At 42.6% G+C, this 25713-nt stretch carries 18 protein-coding genes and 1 pseudogene; 1 reads left to right on the top strand and 18 read right to left on the bottom strand.

Annotation, left to right across the window (positions count from 1 at the left end):
* The 17 genes and pseudogenes from NKJ21_RS14935 to galF all read right to left on the bottom strand — a co-directional run.
* A partial coding sequence (locus NKJ21_RS14935) for a sugar phosphate nucleotidyltransferase (RefSeq protein ID WP_254732963.1) occupies positions 1 to 358 on the bottom strand: 358 nt, incomplete at its 3' end.
* Between the two features lie 238 nt (positions 359 to 596).
* Positions 597 to 2003 carry an NADP-dependent phosphogluconate dehydrogenase gene (gene gndA / locus NKJ21_RS14940; RefSeq protein ID WP_143887340.1) on the bottom strand — a complete coding sequence of 469 codons (1407 nt, stop codon included), beginning with the start codon at positions 2001 to 2003 and terminating at the stop codon, positions 597 to 599.
* Between the two features lie 191 nt (positions 2004 to 2194).
* Positions 2195 to 3856 (bottom strand): hypothetical protein, encoded by a 1662-nt coding sequence (locus NKJ21_RS14945; RefSeq protein WP_139792135.1) that lies wholly within the window; start codon positions 3854 to 3856, stop codon positions 2195 to 2197.
* Between the two features lie 86 nt (positions 3857 to 3942).
* Positions 3943 to 4413, bottom strand: a complete 471-nt coding sequence (locus tag NKJ21_RS14950; protein ID WP_085448390.1) for a serine O-acetyltransferase — start codon at positions 4411 to 4413, stop codon at positions 3943 to 3945.
* 5 nt (positions 4414 to 4418) lie between these two features.
* A complete protein-coding gene (locus NKJ21_RS14955; RefSeq protein ID WP_083565382.1) occupies positions 4419 to 5717 on the bottom strand; it encodes a flippase in 1299 nt (432 codons plus the stop codon).
* A gap of 42 nt (positions 5718 to 5759) precedes the next feature.
* A complete protein-coding gene (locus tag NKJ21_RS14960) occupies positions 5760 to 6827 on the bottom strand; it encodes a glycosyltransferase (protein WP_083565383.1) in 1068 nt (355 codons plus the stop codon).
* Positions 6824 to 7873: an acyltransferase gene (locus NKJ21_RS14965; RefSeq protein WP_165369424.1), complete on the bottom strand. Its 1050-nt coding sequence runs from the start codon at positions 7871 to 7873 to the stop codon at positions 6824 to 6826. The genes NKJ21_RS14960 and NKJ21_RS14965 overlap by 4 nt, the downstream gene beginning before the upstream one ends.
* A gap of 7 nt (positions 7874 to 7880) precedes the next feature.
* Positions 7881 to 8960, bottom strand: coding sequence for a glycosyltransferase (locus NKJ21_RS14970; RefSeq protein ID WP_162822630.1), 1080 nt, complete (start codon positions 8958 to 8960; stop codon positions 7881 to 7883).
* A 1-nt stretch (position 8961) separates the two neighbouring features.
* Complete coding sequence (locus tag NKJ21_RS14975) at positions 8962 to 10008, bottom strand: glycosyltransferase family 1 protein (RefSeq protein ID WP_254732965.1); 1047 nt, start codon at positions 10006 to 10008, stop codon at positions 8962 to 8964.
* Positions 10005 to 11333, bottom strand: a complete 1329-nt coding sequence (locus NKJ21_RS14980) for an O-antigen polymerase (protein WP_083565392.1) — start codon at positions 11331 to 11333, stop codon at positions 10005 to 10007. The genes NKJ21_RS14975 and NKJ21_RS14980 overlap by 4 nt, the downstream gene beginning before the upstream one ends.
* A gap of 67 nt (positions 11334 to 11400) precedes the next feature.
* The gene (wbaP, locus tag NKJ21_RS14985) at positions 11401 to 12828 is read right to left on the bottom strand and encodes an undecaprenyl-phosphate galactose phosphotransferase WbaP (protein ID WP_083565695.1); all 1428 of its coding nucleotides are present in this window, start codon (positions 12826 to 12828) and stop codon (positions 11401 to 11403) included.
* Positions 12829 to 12899: 71 nt separating this feature from the next.
* A complete protein-coding gene (locus NKJ21_RS14990) occupies positions 12900 to 15056 on the bottom strand; it encodes a polysaccharide biosynthesis tyrosine autokinase (protein ID WP_130055765.1) in 2157 nt (718 codons plus the stop codon).
* A gap of 18 nt (positions 15057 to 15074) precedes the next feature.
* On the bottom strand, positions 15075 to 15509 hold the full coding sequence (locus NKJ21_RS14995) for a protein tyrosine phosphatase (RefSeq protein WP_085448395.1): 435 nt from the start codon (positions 15507 to 15509) through the stop codon (positions 15075 to 15077).
* 5 nt (positions 15510 to 15514) lie between these two features.
* A complete protein-coding gene (locus NKJ21_RS15000; protein ID WP_083565395.1) occupies positions 15515 to 16648 on the bottom strand; it encodes a polysaccharide export protein in 1134 nt (377 codons plus the stop codon).
* A gap of 145 nt (positions 16649 to 16793) precedes the next feature.
* A complete protein-coding gene (locus tag NKJ21_RS15005) occupies positions 16794 to 18227 on the bottom strand; it encodes a capsule assembly Wzi family protein (RefSeq protein WP_085163561.1) in 1434 nt (477 codons plus the stop codon).
* Positions 18228 to 19185: 958 nt separating this feature from the next.
* A complete protein-coding gene (locus tag NKJ21_RS15010) occupies positions 19186 to 19815 on the bottom strand; it encodes a phosphatase PAP2 family protein (protein ID WP_023322980.1) in 630 nt (209 codons plus the stop codon).
* A 315-nt stretch (positions 19816 to 20130) separates the two neighbouring features.
* Positions 20131 to 21105 (bottom strand): annotated as a pseudogene (gene galF / locus NKJ21_RS15015) (GalU regulator GalF).
* A 770-nt stretch (positions 21106 to 21875) separates the two neighbouring features.
* Between galF and NKJ21_RS15020 the strand changes: the two are divergent.
* A complete protein-coding gene (locus NKJ21_RS15020) occupies positions 21876 to 23459 on the top strand; it encodes a TerC family protein (protein WP_012967582.1) in 1584 nt (527 codons plus the stop codon).
* Between the two features lie 397 nt (positions 23460 to 23856).
* On the opposite strand, the gene asmA is transcribed toward NKJ21_RS15020, so the two are convergent.
* On the bottom strand, positions 23857 to 25704 hold the full coding sequence (gene asmA / locus NKJ21_RS15025; protein ID WP_023322981.1) for an outer membrane assembly protein AsmA: 1848 nt from the start codon (positions 25702 to 25704) through the stop codon (positions 23857 to 23859).
* Between the last annotated feature and the right edge of the window lie 9 nt (positions 25705 to 25713).

The following is a 25713-nucleotide window of genomic DNA, read 5'->3' on the forward strand; positions in this document are numbered from 1 at the left end:
GCTGGTTATTGATGATATGGTCGGCGGCGAGGACCAGCATCAGCGGGTCGTCGCCGTGGCGGGTGGCCTGGAGGGCCGCCAGGGCGATGGCCGGGGCGGTGTTGCGCCCGACCGGCTCAAGAATAATGTTGTTGGACAGCTTGTTGAGCTGGCGCAGCTGTTCGGCCACCAGGAAGCGGTGCTCTTCGTTACAGATGACCATCGGTTCATGGATTTCAAGGCCCGAGAGTCGGGTGATGGTTTCCTGCAGCATGGAGTTCTGCCCGTACAGCCGGAGGAACTGTTTCGGGTAAAGCTCGCGAGACATCGGCCAGAGACGACTGCCGGTACCACCAGCCATGATCACAGGAAGCAACATATTAATATCCTTTAATTAAAACCCTGTTATTAAACACCCAGATATATTCTGAGGCCAGAAGCAGATTATTATAGATATACAGAAGTATAAATATGGCAAATTCTTAAAAGATAAACACTTGGTCTATTAGAGCTAAAAATAATGAAGACGTACAAATAAGATGACTTTGAGCAGTTTATTGTAGAAAAAAACAATAGATAACAGTCAGGCCAATTGGCCTGACTGTGGCATATAAAGATTATTCCAACCACTCGGTATGGAATACACCTTCTTTATCAGTACGTTTATAGGTGTGCGCACCAAAGTAATCACGCTGAGCCTGGATCAGGTTAGCTGGCAGAACTGCGGAACGGTAGCTGTCGTAGTAGGCAATTGCCGCAGAGAAAGTCGGTACCGGAATACCATTCTGCACGGCATAAGCCACGACATCACGCAGCGCTTGCTGATAGTCATCAGCGATCTGTTTGAAGTACGGCGCCAGCAGGAGGTTAGCAATGCCAGCGTTTTGCGCATAAGCATCGGTGATCTTCTGCAGGAACTGCGCACGAATGATACAGCCAGCGCGGAAAATCTTAGCGATCTCGCCGTAGTTAAGATCCCAGTTGTATTCATCGGAAGCAGCACGCAGCTGGGAGAAGCCCTGAGCATAGGAAACGATTTTACCGAGGTACAACGCGCGACGCACTTTTTCGATAAATTCAGCTTTATCACCGGCCGGCTGAGCCTGCGGACCACTCAGCACTTTCGAAGCGGCTACACGCTGGTCTTTAAGCGAAGAAATATAGCGAGCAAACACGGACTCGGTGATCAGAGACAGAGGTTCGCCGAGATCCAGTGAGCTCTGGCTGGTCCACTTACCGGTACCTTTGTTTGCAGCTTCATCAAGGATTACATCGACGAGGTACTTACCTTCTTCATCCTTCTTGGTGAAGATATCTTTGGTAATGTCGATCAGGTAGCTGCTTAGCTCACCTTCGTTCCATTCGGTGAAGGTCAGCGCCAGCTCTTCGTTAGAAAGTGCCAGACCGCCTTTCAACAGCGCATAAGCTTCAGCAATCAGCTGCATGTCCCCATACTCGATGCCGTTATGAACCATCTTCACATAATGGCCAGCACCGTCAGCACCGATATAGGTCACACATGGCTCACCGTCTTCTGCAACCGCAGCAATCTGCTTCAGAATTGGAGCAACCAGCTCATAGGCTTCTTTCTGGCCACCAGGCATAATGGAAGGCCCTTTCAGAGCCCCCTCTTCACCACCGGAAACACCGGTACCGATAAAGTTAAAACCTTCGGCAGACAGTTCACGGTTACGACGGATGGTGTCCTGGAAGAAGGTGTTGCCGCCATCAATGATGATGTCACCTTTGTCAAGGTAAGGCTTCAGCGAATCGATAGCGCTATCGGTGCCAGCCCCGGCCTTCACCATCAACAGGATACGACGTGGTGTTTCGAGGGATTCAACAAACTCTTGTACTGTGTAGTAAGGAACCAGTTTCTTGCCTGGGTTTTCGGCAATCACTTCTTCGGTCTTTTCACGGGAGCGGTTGAAAACGGAGACGGTATAACCACGGCTTTCGATGTTCAGCGCAAGGTTACGCCCCATCACAGCCATTCCGACAACTCCGATCTGTTGCTTGGACATTACATACTCCTGTCAGGTGTGAACTACATGTGATAGATCACATGTTCATTATTAGGTTTATCATAGCTTAAAGAACTGAATGCTGATAGCAAAAAATGATTTCAATATATATAATAACCGCAATATAAAATTAGTGTACTTAATAGTTTTATTGTTAAAAACCATTTAGCGAAACACTAGATCGTTATTAATTACGGTAGATAGTCAAGATAACCTGAAAAAGTAACAAATATAACCCAAGAGTTATTATTTGAGTTGTTCTGTCGAGAATTGCGAACCGAAATTGATTGCTTCAATATAGCAATATGAACATTTCTTTCAGCTTCTGGAAAATAAGAACCATTTTCGGTAACAGTTACTTCATCATTGACTCTTTTATATGAAAATTCAGCAAATCCTGCACAATCCTCATATACTATATTTAAAACACCATGACTATATCTGGTTTTAGAGAGATCAAGAAATTCGATTATACCAAAATCAGAACTTGAAGAACTCAGTTTCAAATTATAATTACGTACAAAACACGAAGAAGATTTTTTTGAAGGAACAATTACATTTTCAACATAAGAATCCGAATAAGACCAATTAACTTTTGATAGATTCCTTGACATTACTAGTGGTTTCTCTTGATTCACGAGAACTGAATCTAAAGTCAAAATATCAACCCACGCTAGCTCACTGGGTTCTAATGTTGATAACTCAATAATACCTCCAGTAATTTTAATAACATTTTTTCCATAATCATTTCGTAAAACACCACCCGCTAAAATTGCAGGTTTAAATTTATTATAAGAACTTATCCTTACCCCTTGGAAAATAAATGCCCCACTATTGTTGACAGCATCATCAACCCCCAAGAGTACAGTTCCACCATCTGTAGGTTCGACCAAACCACCTGTTACAGTAAATCCCTGAACAGTACCTGAGATAATAAAGCAAGAGTTGAACTTGTGATCTTTAAAAAAATGACATCCAATGGAAGAGAAAACATTCCATGAACTACCGCCCTGTTTTATTTCAATACCTCTAAAAACACAAAAAGAAGCACTAATATGCTGAGCTGTAATTTTTACTCGTCCACCAGAAAAGCTACAACCTTCAAAAGAAACAGGTCCACCTGGGCTGTGATTAAAATACGAAATCCCAGAACTTTCAGTAGAAGAGCCAAGAATAGTTATATTCTTATTCCACACATCATTGTTATTATTTGCAATCCAACCTATTTTCCTCCACCCTTGAATCTGTATTTTCTCCCAAACCAACATCAGTGATGGACCACCATTTATTGTCCAAGATGTATCAAATGCAACATCATATAATTGATTAGCATCAATTAAAAAACCACCAACTCGTCGCCTGTCAACATTTTGAAATTTGACAAAGACTAGAGAATTTTCTTTATTACCAATTGCTTTGAGAACAACTTTATTGTTTCTATCACCGACACAGTTGAAACCATATGAAAACATGGTCAAATCGATAGAGGTTAGAAATGTATATGTTGTTGGCAATAAAGTTACTGGAAGTGCAAGTTTCCGTGCTGCATGCGATGCTTTTAAAAAAGCTGGATGCCAATCTTTATCAAATTTATTGTAAAACATATTTGGAGTTATTACTCCGTTATTCATCCATCGCTGCAAATTTATTTGCATTTCGCTTTCAATCAATGAAGCAGGTACTTTACCTTCATTTGAAATTTTGGAATAAATATTTTCTGGATCTTTTTTTTCGTCTACCAATTTAGAATTATTTAAACCTTCAGCATTTGTGGTTTTTACTCCTACCAAATAACAAACTAATGGTAGAGATAAAATTTTCCTAAAAAAAATACGTCTTTTGTAATTTAACATATCCTCACCATTAGAGTCCTATCAAAAATTAATATGTTTGAAATAAAAGTTCATTAAGACATCAGCCGGAGTAGGAAATTTTATTTTTAAATTTTAGGAATTATCTTGGCAGGGTTACCTATAGCAATGCAATTATCAGGTATATCTTTTAATATCAAAGTCGAAGCACCGATTGTAACATTATTACCCACAGAAACCCCTCCTACAATGACGCTATTAGCATAAATGGTTACGTTATCACCCAATTTCGGATAACTAACACCATCCTCTAATTTTGAACCAATAGTAACGCATTGATAGATTTTGCAATCATATCCCAACTGAACGCCTTTTCCAATAACGACGCCAATAGGATGAGGTAGAATAGTACGTTTTGTTTTTAACTCTTTCAATCCTACTGTCAGGTCACAATATAATGCCATTCTTCCATCATTGAAAAAAATGATGCAGTAAATATATTTACCGATTGTAATGAATAATGATATAAAACCGAATAATAAATATTTTAACATAACTAATATTTTGAATTTCTTTAGATATGACTTAAGTAAAAACATTTCATCTACTCCCCATCTTTTATTCGCTTAGAACGTAACTCATTATATATATATGCAACACTGGGGATACCAAAAGTTAGAAGCGACTTTGACTGAAAGTAAAAACAGTCGACAGTTTTTTTAGAAAACCCATTTGATATCCACGCGGCAATAACCTGACTTAATAATGAAGAATATGCAGCCCCAAGAATACCAAACTTAGGTATACAATAAAAATTAAGGCCAATATTTACTACTAATCCTGCTATTGCTCTATATATTCTCAAATATGTAATTCCTCTTAGAATTAAAATATTTGAACTAACAGCCCCCAACGCTGAAATAATATTTGCAAAAACAATAATATTAACAACAGCTATTGAGTCATGGTAACGTACGCCAAAAAAATAATTTATTACTATTGGCGATAAGATGATGACAAAAGCCCCAGAGAAGAAAGTGAAAAAATGCGTTAGATGGAAATATTTTTGTATATTTTGACCAGAAGGGTCGCGTGAAACCATAGGCAAAAAAGAAACACTAATTGCCATGGGTATGAACATATAAGCGTCAGAAATCCTAACTGCAACACTAAATTTCGCAACGTCTTCCACCCCTAACATAGAGGCAATCATGAATTGATCTATCCTTGTGTAGATCATCACTATTAAGGTTGATAAAAGAATAGGAAAAGATTGAATAAATAGAAGTTTTAATATTTTGCAATCAAAGTTTTTAAACAAAACTTTAATATTATTTCTCCTGGAGACATAATATATAAATAGACAGGAAAAAAAGTAATCCAGAGAAAACGAGAGTGCGTAATAAACAATACCCAACTTATAATAGATAAATATACTTTTGATAATTGATGAGATAATTAACGCGAGTGCGCTTGTTTTAGTAATAATAAAAGAACTAGATGTTGCCTGATAGTACGAATAGTAAATCGTTTGTATTTGAAAAAAAAGCCCTAAAGATGAAGCGATAAAGACAAATTTATTAGTATCAGAATAATCCATAAAAAATATTACAATACAAAAGATAAGAACACAAAAAAAAGACAATAAGAGTCTACTAATTATAGCAGTAGAAAAGAACTTTTCATTATTAGAATTTGTTGAAAATTCCTTAATTAATACATTATCAAATCCAAATACAACAATGCCAGCCAAGAGAGTGAAAACTGTTTGACTAAGCGAAAATATACCAAAATCAAAAACAGATAACTCTCTAGAAATGAGTGAGAAAAAAACAAACATAACAACCAGTCTTATTATTCTCTCAAGCAATACCCAAACTGAATTGACTAAATATTTTTTCATGGAATTACTCTTTAGTAAAAGCTTTATTATCTTATTTTGTCACTATAAAAGCTCTATATACTTTTTAAAAATAACATTATTATAACTTTCGCTTAATGCAATATTTTGTAACGTTAAGATATGTTCTAATGATGGTTCCAACTCGGTAGAAACATCACAAATAACACCATTCTCAGGTTTTATTATTTCATTAATGCCACCAGGGTATTTATTTGCAAGAACTGGAATACCACACGCAATCGCTTCAATTACCACATTAGGATACCCTTCCCATCTCGAACTGGATATATATACATCAGCTTGCTTCATGATTGCGTATGGGTTGTCAACTTGATTATAGAAAGTAACAAAGTCTATTAAGTTTAATTCAGTACATTGTTTCTTAAGGTTATGTTCTTCTTCCCCTGAACCAATAATGGTCAAGTGATAATTTTCTATATTATCTAATTTTGAAAAAGCGTTAAGTAATAGATCATATCCTTTTTGATAAGTTAATCTACCAATAGTTAGTAAATTAATTTTATCCTTCTTAAGAGCAAACTCCGGAGTTTCTATAATGCGTTGATTGATAAATGTTAAATCAATTGGATTGTTGATCTTTACAATTTTGGATTCGGGTATACCTATTTTTTTTGTTAAATCGGTGAACATATCATCGCTCTGTGCAATTATTGTATTATAGTTTTTATAAAAAATGCGATATAAAATCTTAACTATATGGTTTTTTTCAAATAGGCTTGGTAAATTTGATTCTCTAGCAATAAATCTTGTATTTTTGTTTCCAATTAACTTTAAAAAAGGAGCTATACTTGCATTCGTAGAACCATCACTAATCAAAACAGTATCAATAGAGTATCTTTTACAAGCTTTGTGAATACCAAAGATTATGTTATGCACATTATATCTGAAACGGCCTTTAAAGTTTATGGCAGAAATACTCACATCATTTTTTAAATGCTTCAATAATGCATTTTTTTCATCTTTGTCTGAATAGATTAACAAATGAGGATTAACCTTAGCACGGTCTAAATTATTTAATAATGTAAATATAACCCTTTCAGCTCCAGTGTAACCTAAAAAAGGTATAACTAATAGAACATTCTTTTTCATTTGTAAGCATCCTTTTTTGAGGTCGTATAGTTATTGATTTTTTTCTCAATAGTCAAATATGCAATATGGCCAAATATTATACTTGCAATTGTAAACGGTATAACTAACATAAGAGCGATTACATCATTTGCAATTATCTTTTTTACCAACATCCCATAAAACATTGCAATTATCCCATGAGATAAATATAAAGAATATGAGGAATCTCCAAGGGCTCTTAACATTTTTGAAGTTACGTTCTTTATCAAAAAAAGCAAGAATAAAAAGAACGCTAATACAATTGCCTCAATGGTTTTATTGAAATTATTAAGAAACAGCAAATCTACAAGCAGAACAGCAATAATTACTATCAATAACAACTGTATTATGGGTATATTTATCGCTATTGCAATTTTATCTTGAATGAGATATATAACCATGCCTAATAGGAATAAATAAAAATACCATGAAAAGAAAAATATATAAATACTACTTGAAACTTCCTTGAAAAGGTAACCTACCAAATTGATAAGTATAAACCCAAACCCGACCGTAAAAAAGGCTATGTTCTCTTTACGTTTGAAAAAAATAGTGAGTGAAAAAACCACATAAAAGGCCATTTCGTATATTAATGTCCATCCTTGAGATAGAATAGGATTAATTTTCTCTTCATTTCCGGGTGAGTATGGAAGCAATAGATAGGATGAAATAATTCGCTCGATGCCAAAGTAATGTTGTTTTAAAGCAAGACCTATTGCCCACAAGACTAAAAGAAACGATAGCCAAAACCAGTAGACTGGATATATTCTGAGAAATCGTTTTTTTAGAAAAATCATTGCGTCATATGGTCCCCGTTTTTTTTGTGTTGAAAAAAGCATTATATATCCGCTCAGGATAAAAAAAACGTACACCCCCATGTCGCCTAGAATTTTAATATTACCTAGAATCTTGTCATATACTTCACCATATGTTTTATAATATAGTAATTGAGTTATAATATGATCTATAACAACTAGCATTGAAGCTACAGCACGCAGTGATTGCAACCCATCAATACGATCTCTCATGTAATCCTCAATTATATAATTTGTATGTTTCATTTATCATTATACGAGCATCATATTTATTAAGATAAATTTCCCTACATTTGTTTGACATAGCCGTGAGCTTATTTAATACATCGCTATCATTTAGTATATTAAGGATTACATTGATAATATCATCAACATTTTCGTTCTCGAAAAGAAAACCATTTTCATTTTGCTTAATTAGTTCCGGAAAAGCCGAGCAATTACTTGCTAAAATAGGTAGTCCCGCATTTAACGCTTCTAATGCTGCCATTGGAAGTCCCTCCCATCTTGATGGCATAATTAAAAGATCAGCATTCTGATATAAATCTAATACTTTCTCATGAGGCATCCAGCCATATGTCACGGTATTGTTTGTATTTATGTATGTTTTATCTTTATTATCAACAAAATCACCAACAAGATGGAAGTAAATATCTTCTCTATTCGAAAAGTGTTTAATGACCTCTTGTAATAGGTCATACCCTTTTTGTCTTTCGAACCGACCAACAAATAAAATGTTCAGTTTATCATTTAAAAGCCATTTTTTCCTGGTAGGCTCTCCAAAATCTGGAACTCCGTTATATATGGTTACAAGTTTATCTTTCTTAAATCCGTGCGTGACCGCTTCATTATATTCATGATCGCTCACGCATATTATTTTCTGTGTTACTCGTGATAAAAAACGTTCAATTAAAATATAAATATTTTTTTTATACTTATGATTATCCATCATGAAAGAAAACGCATGAGGGCAATAAACTATTTTTATGTTACGAGAAGGGAGTAAAAATAGTGATAACCTACAAATAACACCAGCAAAAGTGCTATGAATATGTATGACATCAGGTTTAAATTTTATAACTGATATTATGAATGTTTTTAAAAGATTAAAGTGAGAGTAGATACTTCTTTTTATACTGTAGAATGGTATAATATTGTTCTTATTATTAATTTGTATTTCTGATAATTGATTACTTGGAATAATGATCTTTAAATCATTACCATTTTCTTGGCCTGCAATCAATTGATTCATAACAGACGCTACACCGCCTTTAACAATCTCTGCAACATGAAGAATTTTCATCTTAAATCTCATTAATTATATCATTTAACTTCTCAGCAGAATTTGCCCATGAGTATCTTTCGATATTTTTATATCCTAATTCAATAAGTCGCTTTCTTCCTTCTTTATTAACAAAAATGTCTAGAAGCTTCTGCCTGATATCTTCTATATCATTAGGGTTAAAATAGATAACACTGTTACCCAATACTTCAGGCATAGAGGCGGCATTTGAAGAAATTACCGGACATCCCTGAGCTTGAGCTTCAAGTGGCGGTATTCCAAAACCTTCGTAAAAAGAGGGAAAAACGAAACAAAAGGCATTTTTATATAAATTAGCAAGCTCAGAGTCATTTACACGGCCCATAAACATCACACGTGGGTCATTTTTGATGTCATACTCAATTTTATTAAAGCTAGAAGATAACGAGCCTATAATTTTTAAGTCGATATCAATTTCTAATCCAGAGAAAGCCTCGATTAATCCCTCAAAGTTTTTGTGATAATTTGGTGAAGAGACCGCTAATAAGTATGGCCTTGAAGTCATTTTTTCGCTTGTAGAATTTAAAAATACAGTACTCACGGCATTGTAAATGACATCTACCTTATCTTCATTTAATTTATAATATTCACATATTTCATTTTTAGAAAACTCACTTACCGTAATTACTGCTTTACTTGATAATAATATCTTAGGTATCAAAATTTTATATAACATCCTAAAAGAAAGTGAAAAGCTTTGAGGGTATCTAATATAAGTAATGTCATGGTGTGTAGATATTTTATTTTTATAAAAAACTGGCGCAGTACTTGTTAAGTTGATAAGTAAAGGTTTCCCTTTGCTTATCAAAAATTTCGGTAGCGTTATTTGTTCCCAAAAGTGACCTGATCCACCTCTTAATTCTTCAACTTTTAATCTCTCAAAAATAGTATTATCATCAATATTATCTAAATTACTTACAAGAACTATAACGTCCTCCCTTATGGAGCTAAGGTGGATGGATATTTCTTTTGCAAAACGCTGAACTCCAGTAAGTTTCTGTTCCAGAAATCGCCCATTAATATAGATCACGCTATCTCCTTGCTAATTTTTCTGACAAATAAAGAACCAACTAAAAGCAGAATTACTTTTAAATATATATTGAAATATCCAGATGATATAACAAATGCAGTAATTATAGAGTAATATATAAATGAATAACCAATCAAACAAATAAGTTCATTTTTGGTTACTCTGTCAATATTTCTTTTAATATAAATTATTTTATCCAACCTTGATATATTTAACCCCAGAAAAAAACCTAAGGCGATAACACCAACTATTCCAAAGTTAAAATACGCTTCACCAAAAACTGTAGGCCTTAAACCTCCGTGTATACTAGAATCAAGGTTTACAAGAGAAGTTGACCACCGCCCCCATCCCCATAACTCCCTATATTCAGAAATGAAAGATGGTACAAATGATATAACGCCTGCAAATATAGTTTTCCCATATAAAAACTCACCATTCCACCATGAGTAGATCCACGTAAAATCTCGTAGATCGGAAAAAGTATTTCCAAAAAAAGTCTCAAAAAGCATATTATTAAAATCAAGGCCTTCTTCTAACAACTGACCATCACGTATAGCTTTCATCAGCATAAGAATAAGAAAAATAATAACCGCCCCAAAAACGTATTTGAAGATTTTTTTATTCTTGTTGGTCATTGAAATAATGGCTACGGCCATGACTATTGGATTTAACAAAGACCCCCTTGCACCTGACCATAATGATAAAATTACAACCAATAAAGTTATAATATAAAACTTTTTTTTCCGGGTTATTATCGCCGAGATTAAATAAATCGACAATAAAAAATTAAATAATGATGTTCCGAAGTTAATAATAGGCCTTAAGGCTGGATTCAATAAAGCAAAAATCCGCGAATCTCCAAATGGAACCCCAATGGCAATATATAAAACCAATATTAAACCCATTAACCCAAGAGACATCAAATATAAAACATTACTTGAAAAAAAACCGTAAGTCCCCCTTTGTACAAAATTAAATCCAATAGGCACGAATTTTACTTTGTCGGCTAAAAGCCAACCGACAAAATAACTATATAGACCTATAGAACATATAGTAAAAGTGATATTTGTAAATCTACTATATCTATAGATGTCATGGCTTGCTGTATAGTTTATATAAGAGAATGCTGAGAAAAACTGTACTTGGATACACAATACAAATGAAAATATTATCCAGTAGGCCGATAAACTTAATATTCCAAACCTCTTATAATTTCTTACCAACATAATTGAAATAATGATGAGGTTTAGAAAAAAAAGTCCTAACGGTAGTAGCTCGACTCTCGTATTAAAAACTATATCTGAAAAACCAATGTCGTTATTCATTTTAAAGTTCTATTAATGAGTAAATTAGAAGGGCTTTATACTGGAAAATAATCAGTCCTCATAATGATTAATAAGCTCCATCTCTTTTTAAAACCACGCCGACTGTTTTGAATAAAATAGCCACATCATTCCACATTGACCAGTTTTTCACATACCATGCGTCCAAATAAACCCTCGTGTTGTAATCAACATCACTTCGTCCACTTACCTGCCATAAACCAGTCATACCTGGTTTGCTAAGAAGGTAATAATCAACTTGTTCATTATAGCGTTCAAGCTCTGCAGTGATAATAGGTCTAGGACCCACTAAACTCATCTCACCCTTGACGACATTAAATAATTGTGGCAGTTCATCTAAGCTGGTACGACGTAGGAACTGACCAATTTTAGTAATGCGAGGATCATTTTTTAATTTAAATGTTTCATCCCATTCAGCCTTGGCTTCAGGGTCATTTGCCAGAACCTCTTCAAGAACTTCTTTAGAATTAATTACCATCGATCTGAATTTTAGACATTTAAATGGTTTCCCATTTTTGCCTACACGTTCATGACCATAGATAGCTGGCCCTCCATCTTTTTTAACTTTTAAGCTAATATAAACTAGCACTGGAGATAACAAGATGATAATTCCTAAAGATGCAGTAATATCAAAAATCCTTTTGATTATTCTTGATGACCATTTCGCAAGATTCTGTTGTACTCTAAATATCATTACTTCATGACTAAAAATGTATGACATGTCAGTACTATCAAGAGGCATACCTCTCAATGTTGGTATCACGGATACGTATCTGAACCCCCTAATCATAAACTCACGTAACCAATTATTTCTTATATTGCTTTGATCTGATTCAACAGCGACAATGAATTGCATTCGCTGACTAATAGTACTTAGCCAATCAGCATCTACCTTAATTACTGGAACATTATCGATAGAAGTCGTTAACTCATCGCTTGGTTCAGTTGAAACAAAACCAATTACTTTTAAGCCCATGTTTGCTTCGCTATTGATAGCCTTATATGCTTCTCGAGCATTTTTCCCACTTCCAATTATCCACGTATCTCTTGACCAAACACCATAATAGTCAAGAGCCCATTTTATCGTCATTCGAGCTAGTGGCACTAAAACGAGAGCGAATATCCAAGTAAGCAACCATAAATATCTTGAGAAACTCCATTTGGCAAACGCCATAACTGCTAATTCAAACACGGCAAATATAAGCAGCGTCCTTAGTATTTCTTTTAATTCAAACCAAAACGTCTTCCGATAAAAATAATGTCGTAATCGTACGCCAAACCAAGCTACACTACATATCCCTAACATCCAGTGTAAATAAATCCAACCTTCAATTTGATCACCAGGAATTCTTATATCGAAACTTGTTAGAGTAAATTTAAGTACACCTAACGCAATATAGAGTGATGCTGTAAAGCTAATAAAATCTGCTAAGCCTAGCGCTACACTGCAGATAAGATTTCTCGTAAAATGGGTCATATTACCCTCTAATGCATTATTTGATTTCATTTGCATGGCTCTATAATTAAGAGCCATGCTATTATTAGTTTCTATTTCTTGTCAGAATATGAATAACCATAATAGTTGTATCCATACCCATAATAACTACTTGCTTTTTTAACTATTCCATTCAGTATGCAACCTTTAACAATAGTGCCAGATTGTTGGAAACGTTTCATACTTACTGATATCTCTTTTACTGTATCTTTTTCGAATCGAGCAACAATGAGTGTTGTACCCGCGTAGCGACCAATGACTGCAGCATCAGTAACCGCTAATATTGGAGGAGTATCAACAATTATTAAATCATAATTTTTTGATACTTCACCAAGCAGAGCTTCAAACCGAGGGTGCATTAATAGTTCAGCTGGGTTTGGTGGTACTTGACCACGAGGAATATAATCGAAACCAGCATTCGGTAGGTTGGTAATAGCATCCTTCACTGAACTTTTTCCTGAGAGAATATCGGATAAGCCTTTGTTTTTTTCTGATCCAAAGAGCTTGTGCGCATATCCTTTTCTCATATCAGCATCAATATACAGAACTTTACTTCCTGCATGAGCCATGATGACAGCTAGATTGCTACTCACAAAAGTCTTGCCTGCATTAGGACTGGCACCAGAAATCATTAATACATTATTCTTGGCTTCCATCATAGCGAAATGCAGACTTGTCCTTAGACTTCTTATTGCCTCAATTGCTAAATCAGCAGGGTTTTCAAGTGCAAGCAAGACTGAACTTTCTTGTTTACGCTTACTGCCAGAGCGCTTGTTATCCTTACTTAAGGATTCCGATACAGGAATACCTGCGTATACACTTATTCCTATATCTTCCAACTGCTCCGGCGACTCTATTCCACGACGTAAGAAGACACGTAACAATACAAATGATAATGAAAAGAATAAACCAAGAATAAAACTTACAAGGACAACTACTATTTTTTTAGGTTTAACTGGCTTAGGCTGAGGCACTGCATCATCAATTATTCTAACATTCCCAATTGCACTAGATTTAGCTATATTGAGCTCTTGTTGTCTATTTAATAATTGTAAATAAACAGCACGTCCCGATTCAACATCACGACTTAGTCTCAATACCTCTTGTTGAGTCGAAGGCATTGAACTAACTCTTTTATTTAACTTTGATTTTTCTTGCTGCAGCGTCTTCCTTTTCTCCATCAAAGCTTTGTATGTTGGATGCTCTTGTGTATAAAGCTGTGAGATCTCAGCTTCTTTGAAAGTTAGCTCATTAAGTTGATTATCTACATTAACAATCTGATCAAGAACAGTTTTAGCTTCCATAGTTAAATCAACAGAATCTTTCTGCTTACGATAAGCATTAAGCTTATCTTCAGCAATATCTAGATCGCTTCGAACTTTTGGTAATTGTTGATCTAAAAATTCTAAACTTTTTGCATCTTGTGCGGCTTGCCTTGCAACGTTTTGAGCAAGATAATTTTGACTAATACTATCAAGGATTTTTGCAACTAATATAGGATTTTCACCTGTCAAGGTTAAATTTAAGACGCCTGTATCTTTCCCTTGGTCTGCGACATTAAACGCTTCTTGGAGATTATTGATTGCTTTGAGTCTAGATAAGTATGAGATTGAAAAACGAGTGCCAGGTTCTGCATTAATCTCATTTATAAGAATCTCATAGCCTTGTTTTTGTAATGTTTCCCCAACTTTTCCGATTGCAGAGAAATCATTACCAGATATTTCATATGTTTTGTCGTTAACCACAGTCAGTTCTAATTCAGTAATTTCTTCATTGCTCTCTGGCAAAGAAATATTACCTATCGAAACCTTACCTTCTTTGTGGCCTAATATTCTTGAAAAACCTTTTCCTAACAGTGGAAAGTAATCTTGTTCAATTTTCGTCTGAAGATTTAAATCATCTACAGTCTTGCCTAAAATCATACGAGACTGTAATAAAGCGATTTCAGGTGCCGATTGAGGTTGGCTATCAGGCAGCATCTGACTTAGACTGCTTAAAATTGCATTGCCTTGTTTTTGTTCTACTTGAATAAGTGCGTTTGCTTGATATATAGGAGTAGCAAAGAACGCATACAAAATACCTATCCCAGTGAAACCGACAGTTATCGCAAATATTAATTTGCGATAGTCAATTAGCTCACCAATCAGACGCCCTAAATCCATCTCATCCGCTTCTTGGGATGAATTTTTATTTGTCATTTCTGCTGTCATTCAGTTTATTCCTGGATATTATCTGCCTAACTTTTCTGCCCACTTAGCACAGGCGCACTCAAGCAATTGATAAACAGACTCGAAAGCCTCATCACTTTTACGGTATGGGTCTGGAATATCTTTACCGCCAACCCAATGCCCGAGAAGCATTGTCTTTCCACGCACTTCTGGAGCTACCCGACTAACTATTTCAAGTTGGTCGTGCTCCATGACTAATATTAGCTGGTAGTTACGCCCCATCGAAGCAGTGAATTGTCTTGCCACATGTCCATCTAATGACAAACCATGTTTTTCTGAAACACGATATGCTGCTTCATCTGCCGGCTTGCCTACCATTGCCCCTACACCAGCGGAATCAATTTTTTTAGAAGGCAAAAACTGACGCATCATTCGCTCTGCAATAGGGGAACGACAAATATTACCAGTGCAAATAACAAGAATAGAATCAAACATAATTGTTACCAATTCCGTATGTAACGTGTAGTTTCAGTCATATCATGTACACCAGTGATTGTTGGCACAAGTTGTGATACGACTCGATTCCAACGAACAATAGGAGCTGTTGTCACATAAACAATATCATATGGTTGTAATTGAAATTCAGTGCCCAACACCATTGCAGAGGCATCTTGTGCATTCAATTGATAAATATTTGCAATTTTCCCTTGTTTATCGCCTTTCAGTTGACGAATAACAAATACGCCTGTTGCATCACTTGTCGCTTGTAATATTCCCTCAGATGATCCAAGGGCCTCGGCAAGGGTCATACCGCTACGATCCATCTTCAATGTACTTTGTTTACCAACTTCACCCATAACAAATACTTTCAAATCATCATTGCGGGGTATAAACAAAATATCACCAGGATATAAAAGGTGGTTTTGTGACAGATCGCCTTTTTGCATTAGGGCATATAGTGAAATTTTAGTATCTTTACCGTTATGCGTTAATACAACATTTCGCCAGTCAGCATCAGGTGCCAGACCACCAGCATTATTTATCGCATCCATCACTGTTAGTGGGATATTCGTAATTGGCTGCTGGCCTGACTTCATAACTTCGCCTGTAATGTAAGTTTTTTGAGATCTAAAAGCAGCAATACTGACGTCAACCTGAGGACTTTCGATATATGTTGTCAAACGACTGGCGATATCCTGGCGTACCTGGCTCAGGGTTTTGCCCGCCACCTGCACTTTACCGATATAAGGATAGAAAATTGTGCCATCGGAGTTGACCCAGTTACCAGTGTCGCTGGCGCTACGGTACTGCCCTGCAGGCGTTGTCAACTCCGGGTGATCCCATACCGTAACCATCAACACATCGCCAACCCCAATGCGATATTCATAACTACGCAGTAAATTATCCAGCTGAGGATTTGGACGAGCCAGAACAGTTTCCGGACGAAGTTGATCGACCAGACCCGGTGTCAACGGATATACATTGACCAGTTTATCCAGATCGTAGTCACTATCCGGAAGTTCCACTACGTTCTTCCGCAGACTGTTTAATCCCTGACCCGGAATAATCGTGCAACCCGATAAAAAACCAATTGCCAACGCTAATGCCGAAAATCTAACAATTTTTTTCTTCATAATGTCACATCGTCAGTAAATCAAAATTTGCCAATTCCTGAGCAGCTGTCATCGCCGTTGCTTCCCTGCCGGCTTGTGGAGAGATAAAAGCTGACTGCGTCCTGCAGCGCTACCACCCTCTCTCCCCTGTTTTCAGCATTCAGCCTTATAAACTAAACGGTATTTCTATCCCTGCGCTGGCCCCAACGTCGTCGCTGTCGCTGTTGTTAGCGTTGGTGTACCACAGTGAAGTATTCAAACGGACCGACTGATAAACATCGCCGCTCCAGCCCAGCTGTACACCTTTTAGCGTATCCGCATGAGGGAACGCTTTGTTGATCGACTGATTCTCAGGGTTAACCTTCGCGTATACCAAGCGCGTGCTCCAGCGCTGGTTATCCTCAGTAATAAGCTCAACCTTACCGGCAACGAGTTGACCATCCCCGCCCATCGCATCGCCGAGCGGATAGCCTTGCTGATAATATCCATCTTTATAAATATGGTGACGGTAGCTGTAATTGGTTCGACTCATATTGGTGCGCGTATCATGTGCTTCAAGATACCAGTTTATCGCATCTTTACCCCAGCCGTGGTGGCCTTCAACACCTCCCAGGAACATGTTTGCCGATGGCAGGTAACCAGATTCATCCTCACCGATCATTTGACCGTAGAAACTCACCGGCCAGCCGAGGGTTGGCTCCAGTTTGAATTTAAAGTCAAATCCGGCCAGTTGGTTCCCCGGCTCGTTATCCGTTCCAGTATTGTCTTTCCCTGTAAAGCCATCCCAGAAGCTGCTGAAGGATTGCGGTCGCCCTTCCCCTCCCCACTGCATAATGCGCGATGCGCCTAGTTCAAGTGACTGGAAAGGAGAGAAGGTAAAGCGGCCACCAATAATTTTGGCATGCGGCACAGCGGTATATTGATTCATCTGGCTGGCGGAGATCTGGTACTGCCATGGCCCCACCCAGCGTAACCACCAGGTCTCTGGCGCCGCCTGCTCTGCCCGCTGCATCAGGAAGCCGGTCATCGGCCGCATTGCATCCCCACGGATCAGGCTGCCTTCATACCCGGGCCCCCACCACTGGGGTACCTGGCCAAAGGAGAGCCACTGGTTCCAGAACTTCACCGCGCCGTAGGCGCCGTTGGCGTTGAAGCGCGATCCGTTACTGATCCGCTCCCCCCCTTCGACGTTACCCTGGAGGTGGACATCCCACCATTCTCCGCTGTTGTTAAACGCCAGGCCTAACGAGTTATCTGCCGGCTGTGTCTGACCAAACCCCTGCGGAGTGCCCGGCTGATCGGTTGAAGTGTAGCCGGTGACCCGGAAATCGGCTTTTAAAGCAGACAGTCGCTGGTTAATTCGAGCCAGAACCACTTGCTCGGAAGAATAGGAAGGTTTGGCCTTTTTTAGCGCCCGGGCGATCTCTTCCTGGCTCAGCGGCCAGGTCGACAGGCTCAGATGGATGACCCCGCGATCGGAAAGCCAGGCAAGGTCGTTACGTAGATCGTTATCATTTACTACTAACCCGGCCGCGTAAGCCTGGGCTCCCAGTGAGGAAAGCAAGCCCAGCGTCACGGCAATGCGCGCAATTTTTATCATTGTACAAGATCCATTTTCAGCCCCGCTGTCGTATCTCAATGAGAATGAGGGGAATACCAAGATAGAAAGCGCTCGCGGCACCAGCTGACTTCGCTGTGCAACACCGGCGAGGCAAGTACAGTTACCCTAAGCTGCTTGTAACCCTTATCACATCCACCCAGCTCACAATGTAGGCGAATTTTACCGTACAGGCTATCGATGAGACGGGAAAGTTGGTGTACAGGCGATATCAGCAGCTGCTCCTGACCCATTTATGAGGATATCTGATGAGCTTGATAGATATCTTATGGCGTCAATCACCCAAAGTGCATCGATTTTTATAGCCGTTCAGAGAAGATATTTGTGCAGCAACAGGTGGTTTCAGCGACGCTACCGCCCCTGGCTTAACAGCTACCAGCGCACTGACTACATGAACGGCGTATTTAATCGGCCTGTGGGTGATAAATTGGTCAGGCCTTTATTTTTTGCGGCGTTAAGTCTACGGGATTTCGGTCACAATTGGGAGTCTTACTGCCGAATATCTGCCAATTAATCCCATCCGCTGTTTTATTGGCGAAAAATAAGCGGTTCGCCAATAAAGATTATTTATTGCTCTTAACTACCTAACATCTGCCTGGCGCAACCATGCTGGCACAGATACAAGTAACTCTTTGTAAAAAAAGAACTTTTCCATCATGCTTACGTCATTCCAAAATCAGATGATGACGCGACAGTCAACTACAATTTCTAATAGTTTCTCGATACAGGATTATTCATCCAACGTGGAACAGGTGCTTTCTGAACGCATTTAAGAAACGTCTGACCACGGCTATATCCACGCAAATTGACAATTACAATGTAGTAGCACTGCATTATTTCATAAATATGAATTATCAATTGACTGGCATATAGTAGATTATTTTCTTATTTGTCTAATTAACCGGCGAAAACTTAATTTCCCCTGTAAAACAAATGGCAATTACCAGGCCTGCTTATGCAGATCGGTACGCGTAAAGGGTTTATCCAGCGGCCCTACTGCGGTGGCAATTTGCCCCAGCAGGGACTGAGTCGGCGCTTTATTGCCGCTATGCAACAGGATAAGCGGGACCATCACCAGGCACGCGACGCCGCCCCAGGAAATACTCAGGCTTTCCGAATGGGTGGTACGTTTTTGCAGCAACAGGAACAAAGCGCTGCCAGCAGCGCCGAGCAGCAGGCCAGCGATCACTTCTGAGACGGAATGCGCATGGATGACCAGCCGTGAATAACCCACCACAGCGGCCAGAATATAGCCGGTGGCGACGGCTGCTTTTTGCAAACCCGCGGAAAAACGAGCGCTAAGCAGCCACAGGAAGATAGGCCAGAAGGCCGCGGAGAGCGCGGAGTGGCCGCTGAAGCCGGTATAATCCAGCTCGCGAATACCCAGCCCCCAGCCCATAAAGGCCAGTTTGGAGGCGCAGACGATGGCGCCGGTGATGCCGAACAGCAAACTCCACTGCCACGCCAGCAACCGTGACGTTTTACGCAGCATCAGGACAATAAACAGCGCCGCTGCGCTGGGCAGCAAAACGGTGCTATCGCCAAAAAATGAGATGAGTTGCCAGTTCATATACCTGTGATCCTTCGATGATGTCCACTGCCGTGCTCAGGGATTATCCGTAATGTCTGTACCAGCTCGCATGCCAATTCATTTCACATTTTTATGCATGCAAGTGAGATGTTTAAAGCGGAAACATGATCGCAGTCAAGTTTTATTTTTGGCTGACGTTGACCGCTTTCCCTGCGCTTTAGGAATTGTCGCACTAAGTGACTATTCACAAAGCATTATTGCCGCTACTCCGACCATTGCACCACAGAGGCCAGAGACAAACTACCAGAAGTCTCCGAAGCCATACGTTTCTTTACAATCGTTATAACATTCACGTTATGAATAATTTCTGCATAACGTTATGAGCGGCGTGGCAAAATACCCCTGCCCTGCCGCTCACTCTTACGCCGGCACTCAGGCCAGCAATTTTTTAATGCTTTCGCGGAATTTGGTACCTTCTTTCAGGTTACGCATCCCGTAGGTGACGAAGGCCTGCATGTAGCCCATTTTTTTACCGCAGTCATAGCTTTCGCCGGTCATCAGCATTGCGTCAACGGACTGCTTCTTCGCCAGTTCGGCAATGGCGTCGGTTAGCTGGATACGGCCCCAGGCACCCGGCTGGGTTCGTTCAAGTTCAGCCCAGATATCTGCCGACAGCACGTAGCGGCCCACTGCCATCAGGTCGGAGTCCAGGGTCTGCGGTTCGTCCGGTTTTTCAATGAACTCAACGATACGCGCCACCTGCCCTTCCGCCACCATGGGCTCTTTGGTCTGGATAACGGAGTATTCGGAGAGATCCCCCGGCATGCGTTTCGCCAGCACCTGGCTGCGGCCGGTCTCGTTAAAACGGGCGACCATGGCAGCGAGGTTATAGCGCAGCGGGTCAGCGGTGCCGCCGTCGAGAATGATATCCGGCAGCACTACGACAAACGGGTTGTCCCCGACTACCGGGCGGGCGCAGAGGATGGAGTGGCCCAGACCCAGCGGCTGTGCCTGGCGCACGTTCATGATGGTTACGCCCGGCGGGCAAATGGCCTGGACTTCCGCCAGCAGTTGGCGCTTCACGCGCTGCTCGAGCAGGGCTTCCAGCTCGTAGGAGGTATCAAAGTGGTTTTCCACCGCATTCTTCGAGGAGTGCGTCACCAGGACAATCTCTTTGATCCCGGCGGCGACGATTTCGTCAACAATGTACTGAATCATTGGCTTATCAACGATCGGCAGCATCTCCTTTGGAATTGCCTTTGTGGCCGGCAGCATATGCATGCCTAGTCCTGCGACCGGAATAACCGCTTTCAAATTCGCCATATTCATCTTCACCTGTTTGGTTGCAAAACACGCAGTTTTGCAAAATTGTACATGTCACAAATCCATTGGAACTGATAATACACGGATACTGCCCGGGCATCTGCCCGCCAAATTCTTAAATTCACTGTCCCCTAAAAGAATACACACAACTTCCTTTTACCAACAGTTTGAAGTGAGAATAATCTTATTCTCCATCAGGATATTCAGCGGCCCGCTTCCCTGCACAGCGCGATGCCGCCGCGAGGCCCGTACATCGCGGCCTTTGGTACGCAGCCCCTGCCAGCTGCAGGCTGCGGCGCCCATGTGTCCGGAAAGAATAGATATAGATAATTAATTTCACCAGGCAATATATTTCAGCACAAACAGCCAGATATGGCAGGATAATAACCGTAAACCACGGCAGAGAACTGCGATCGGCGCTATTCTGCGCTCACTTCATGATGTGAATTATGCCGATTTTGTGAGCGGGCTTCGCACTTCACCCGGGGATGAGGAAGGGTGCCTACCGTGGAGAACGACGGGACTGCCCACGCTTTTGCGCCGGGCAGAACGCAGCGGGTTATGGTTCTGATATCAGCAAGCTTATTCCAGCGCGTTCCGCCATATTGTTATTTTTCCGCTGATCTTTTCTGGAACATAATTCTTTTCTGTTCTCTTAATTTGCTGGAAATATATCCACCCCTGGCGGAGTGATATCCGCGTCGTTATTGCATTTTAGACTCATCTTATCCATGATCGTGGTAACACATACCGCAGTCGTACAGGTTTTAATACATATGGAATGGATTGCCGATCCGTCAATCTGGGCAGGTCTCGTCACGCTGGTGGTTATCGAACTGGTGTTGGGTATCGATAACCTGGTTTTCATCGCTATCCTCGCCGAAAAGCTGCCGCCCGCCCAGCGCGACCGCGCTCGTATCACCGGTCTGCTGCTGGCAATGGTCATGCGTCTGCTGCTGCTGGCCTCTATCTCCTGGCTGGTGACCCTGACCAAACCGCTGATTGTTTTTCACGACTTCAGCTTCAGCGCCCGCGATTTAATTATGCTGTTCGGCGGCTTATTCCTGCTGTTTAAAGCCACCGTCGAACTCAACGAACGGCTGGAGGGGAAGGACAGCGATAATCCCACCCAGCGCAGAGGGGCGAAATTCTGGGCCGTGGTGGCGCAGATCGTGGTGCTCGACGCCATCTTTTCGCTCGACTCGGTGATCACTGCCGTCGGCATGGTCGACCACCTGGCGGTGATGATGGCCGCGGTGATCATCGCCATCAGCCTGATGCTGATGGCCAGCAAGGCCCTGACGCGCTTCGTTAACAGCCACCCGACCATTGTCATCCTCTGTCTGAGCTTCCTGCTGATGATCGGCTTCAGCCTGATTGCTGAAGGCTTCAGCTTTATTATTCCGAAAGGCTATCTGTACGCGGCGATTGGCTTCTCGGTCATGATTGAAGCCCTTAATCAGCTGGCGCTGTTTAACCGCCGTCGCTTCCTGTCGGCCAATATGACGTTGCGTCAGCGCACCACCGAGGCGGTAATGAACCTGCTGAGCGGCCAGAAGGAAAAAGCTGAACTGGATGCTGACACGGCGTCGCTGGTGGCCGATCAGGACCATCATCCTTTGTTTAATCCGCAGGAACGGTTGATGATTGAGCGGGTGCTGAACCTTAATCAGCGCAGCGTCAGCAGTATTATGACGTCGCGCCATGATATCGAGCGCATCAACCTCAGCGCACCGGAGGAAGAGATCCGCAGCCTGGTGGAGAAAAATCAGCACACCCGGCTGGTGGTGACCGGCGGGAAAGATAATGAAGACCTGCTGGGAGTGGTTCACGTTATTGACCTGCTCCAGCAGTCCCTGCGCCAGGAGCCGCTGGATCTGCAGGTGCTGGTGCGGCAGCCGTTGGTCTTTCCGGAGGGGTTACCGCTCCTCTCCGCGCTTGAGCAGTTCCGTCAGGCCCGCACCCACTTCGCCTTTGTGGTCGATGAGTTTGGTTCCGTCGAGGGGATTGTGACCCTGAGCGACGTGATGGAGACTATCGCCGGTAATCTGCCTAATGAGGTGGAGGAGATCGATGCCCGGCATGATATTCAGCATCATCAGGACGGTTCGTGGACGGTTAACGGCCATATGCCGCTGGAGGACCTGGTGCAGTACGTTCCGCTGCCGCTGGATGATAAACGTGAGTATCACACCGTTGCCGGTCTGCTGATGGAGTATCTGCAGCATGTGCCGCAGGTGGGGGAGACCATTGAGATTGACGGCTATACCCTGCGCACGCTGCAGGTCGACAGCCATCGGGTGCAGAAGGTGCAGATCGTCCCGCCGGTAAAACAGGATGAGCTGGATTATGAGGTGTAATCGTCAGGCATAAAACGGCCCGGGGTATCCCGGGCGGTGGGATGGATAATCAAACCCATGCCTGATGGCGCTTCGCTTATCAGGCCTACGGGATGGCGACATAAACCGGGGAATAACCCCACCGCACAACCCAGGCCGGGTCAGGCGTAGCCGCCACCCGACATCATCGTGACATCACACTTTGACGACATTCTCTCATCACGGGGAATTGATGCTCTACAGCAGCCACACTGCCTGATGGCGCTTCGCTTATCAGGCCTACATGGATAGCGACTCAAGCTGATGATTTTGCGCACAACCCAGGCCGGGTCAGGCGTAGCCGCCACCCGGCATCAACGTGGCACACCCTCTGACGACAATCTCGCAGCCCGGAAGGCCCGGGCCGCGGGGGTGGAGATTACAGCTTATCAAGCAGCTTTTTGGCGTCTTTGCTCTCTTTGCTGCCTTTATTACGCTCAACCCAGTCGTTGAGACGCTGCTTCGCTTCATCCTGTAGCTGTTTGCGCAGGATCTGATCGACCTGCAGGCTGTAGCTCAGCGACTGCCAGTCGCCGTAGATGCGCAGCGGGATGGCGGTCTGTTTCAGGCGGTCGATAAGTTTGCCCTCCCCTTTCCAGCCGCCGAGCACGCGCACGTTAAAGCGCATATCGCAGTTCTCTTTCTGCAGATCAAGCTGACCTTCGCCGGTCATCGCCATCACGTCGGACTGCCCCTGCAGGCGGTTCAGCGTCACCACCCCGTTATCCAGCGTCAGCTGGCTGCTCACGGAATCCAGGCGGGTGGCATTGTCGTAATTCTCCTGCGCCCGCACGTTGGTGCTGCGCTCCACAGCCTGCTGCACCAGCTGCTGGAAATTCAGCCCCTCGGTACGGGTATCGGCCATCTGCAGCTGGGCCTGCCCCTGCCAGTGACGGCGGAAATCATCCGCGTCAATGCGCGTTCCGGAAAACTCGCCGGTCAGCGACAGCTTGCCGGTCAGGTTTAATGAATAGTTAAAGGCTTTGATCAGCGAACCGATCTCCACATTCTGCAGCGCCGGCTGGAACGCCGCCTGCGGCGTGTCGCCACGGGCATCCAGAGTGCCGGGGAGAGAGAGCTGCCCGCCGTCGAGGTTGCCCTGCATTTTGCTGACCGTCAGCAGCCCCTGCTGGTTGCTGATTTCACTCTGCACCTGGGTGAAGTTCAGGCCGCGCCACTGCAACTGGTCGGCGCTCAGGGCCATCCGGCCGTTAAAGCCGCGCAGGCTCTGGTAATCTTCGCGCTCATCGCTGTCGGCGATCACCGGACGCAGCGGTCGCGTCTGGCTCTGGCCCTGCTGGCTGGCGCTGCTGTCGGTCGCTGGCGAGGAGGGCGCCAGCAGGCTGTCGAGATTCAGGGTGGTCGCGTGGAGATCCAGCGACCAGTCCGGGCGATCCCCCAGCACCACGCTGCCGTTGCCGGTAAGGGTGCTGCCGCTGGCCATCAGATTCAGGTTGTCAAAGCGCAGAGTTTTGCCATCTTCCTGCCAGCTGGCCTGCAGACTGCCCTGGCCATTAATGCCATCAGGGGGCAGCTCGGCGCCGCGCAGCTGCCAGCTTAGCTGGCTAAAGTCGGCTTTTAAGGAGTGGGGATAGTCGCCGCCCTGCACGGTAGCGGAGAAGCTCAGCGCCAGGTCGCGCTGGTCGCGGTTGATCCGGCCGGAGAAGTCGACGGTGGCCCGGTGATTCTCATCCTGCTCCATTTGCAGGCGGATATCACGCACAGTGACCTGCTCGCCGTTCTCATGCTGGAAGAAGAGCACGCTGTCGGCCACCTGCAGCTGGCGCACGTCGTAGGACCACCCGCGGTCCTCCGGAGCCTGCGGCAGGGTGTTGTCATGCGGCACCACCGGCGCAGCGCTATCGCGAACCGCCTCGGTTTTCGGGGTCAGCTGGATCACCGCGCCCTTGAGCATCACCTGCTTCACCTGCAGCTGGTGCGACAGCAACGGCAGCAGCGCCACGTCGAGGCGCATGTTGTCGGCGCGGATCACCGGCTCTTCGGCGCCCCGGGCGGTCAGCGTCATGCGTCCGCTGAGAATGCTGAGCTGCGGCCAGACATGCCAGCGCAGCGGGCCATCGAGTTCAAGCTGATAACCGCTGCGCTCTGCCACCTCATGCACCATATAGGCGCGAAAATCGTTGGGATTGACCAGCAATACCAACGAGGTAAGCCCGGCGACAATGACCGCCAGCAGGATCATCAGCGTTGTCAGTATTCGTCTCATGGCACCCTC

The sequence above is a fragment of the Klebsiella sp. SWET4 genome (assembly GCF_024296565.1).
GTDB lineage: Bacteria > Pseudomonadota > Gammaproteobacteria > Enterobacterales > Enterobacteriaceae > Klebsiella > Klebsiella variicola.

What these genes read in the sequence shown, in the direction of transcription:
- gndA (WP_143887340.1), bottom strand. Translation starts at nt 2,003, where the DNA reads ATGTCCAAGCAACAGATCGGAGTTGTCGGAATGGCTGTGATGGGGCGT.
- NKJ21_RS14945 (WP_139792135.1), bottom strand. Translation starts at nt 3,856, where the DNA reads ATGTTAAATTACAAAAGACGTATTTTTTTTAGGAAAATTTTATCTCTA.
- NKJ21_RS14950 (WP_085448390.1), bottom strand. Translation starts at nt 4,413, where the DNA reads ATGTTTTTACTTAAGTCATATCTAAAGAAATTCAAAATATTAGTTATG.
- NKJ21_RS14955 (WP_083565382.1), bottom strand. Translation starts at nt 5,717, where the DNA reads ATGAAAAAATATTTAGTCAATTCAGTTTGGGTATTGCTTGAGAGAATA.
- NKJ21_RS14960 (WP_083565383.1), bottom strand. Translation starts at nt 6,827, where the DNA reads ATGAAAAAGAATGTTCTATTAGTTATACCTTTTTTAGGTTACACTGGA.
- NKJ21_RS14965 (WP_165369424.1), bottom strand. Translation starts at nt 7,873, where the DNA reads ATGAGAGATCGTATTGATGGGTTGCAATCACTGCGTGCTGTAGCTTCA.
- NKJ21_RS14970 (WP_162822630.1), bottom strand. Translation starts at nt 8,960, where the DNA reads ATGAAAATTCTTCATGTTGCAGAGATTGTTAAAGGCGGTGTAGCGTCT.
- NKJ21_RS14980 (WP_083565392.1), bottom strand. Translation starts at nt 11,333, where the DNA reads ATGAATAACGACATTGGTTTTTCAGATATAGTTTTTAATACGAGAGTC.
- wbaP (WP_083565695.1), bottom strand. Translation starts at nt 12,828, where the DNA reads ATGACCCATTTTACGAGAAATCTTATCTGCAGTGTAGCGCTAGGCTTA.
- NKJ21_RS14990 (WP_130055765.1), bottom strand. Translation starts at nt 15,056, where the DNA reads ATGACAGCAGAAATGACAAATAAAAATTCATCCCAAGAAGCGGATGAG.
- NKJ21_RS14995 (WP_085448395.1), bottom strand. Translation starts at nt 15,509, where the DNA reads ATGTTTGATTCTATTCTTGTTATTTGCACTGGTAATATTTGTCGTTCC.
- NKJ21_RS15000 (WP_083565395.1), bottom strand. Translation starts at nt 16,648, where the DNA reads ATGAAGAAAAAAATTGTTAGATTTTCGGCATTAGCGTTGGCAATTGGT.
- NKJ21_RS15005 (WP_085163561.1), bottom strand. Translation starts at nt 18,227, where the DNA reads ATGATAAAAATTGCGCGCATTGCCGTGACGCTGGGCTTGCTTTCCTCA.
- NKJ21_RS15010 (WP_023322980.1), bottom strand. Translation starts at nt 19,815, where the DNA reads ATGAACTGGCAACTCATCTCATTTTTTGGCGATAGCACCGTTTTGCTG.
- NKJ21_RS15020 (WP_012967582.1), top strand. Translation starts at nt 21,876, where the DNA reads ATGGAATGGATTGCCGATCCGTCAATCTGGGCAGGTCTCGTCACGCTG.
- asmA (WP_023322981.1), bottom strand. Translation starts at nt 25,704, where the DNA reads ATGAGACGAATACTGACAACGCTGATGATCCTGCTGGCGGTCATTGTC.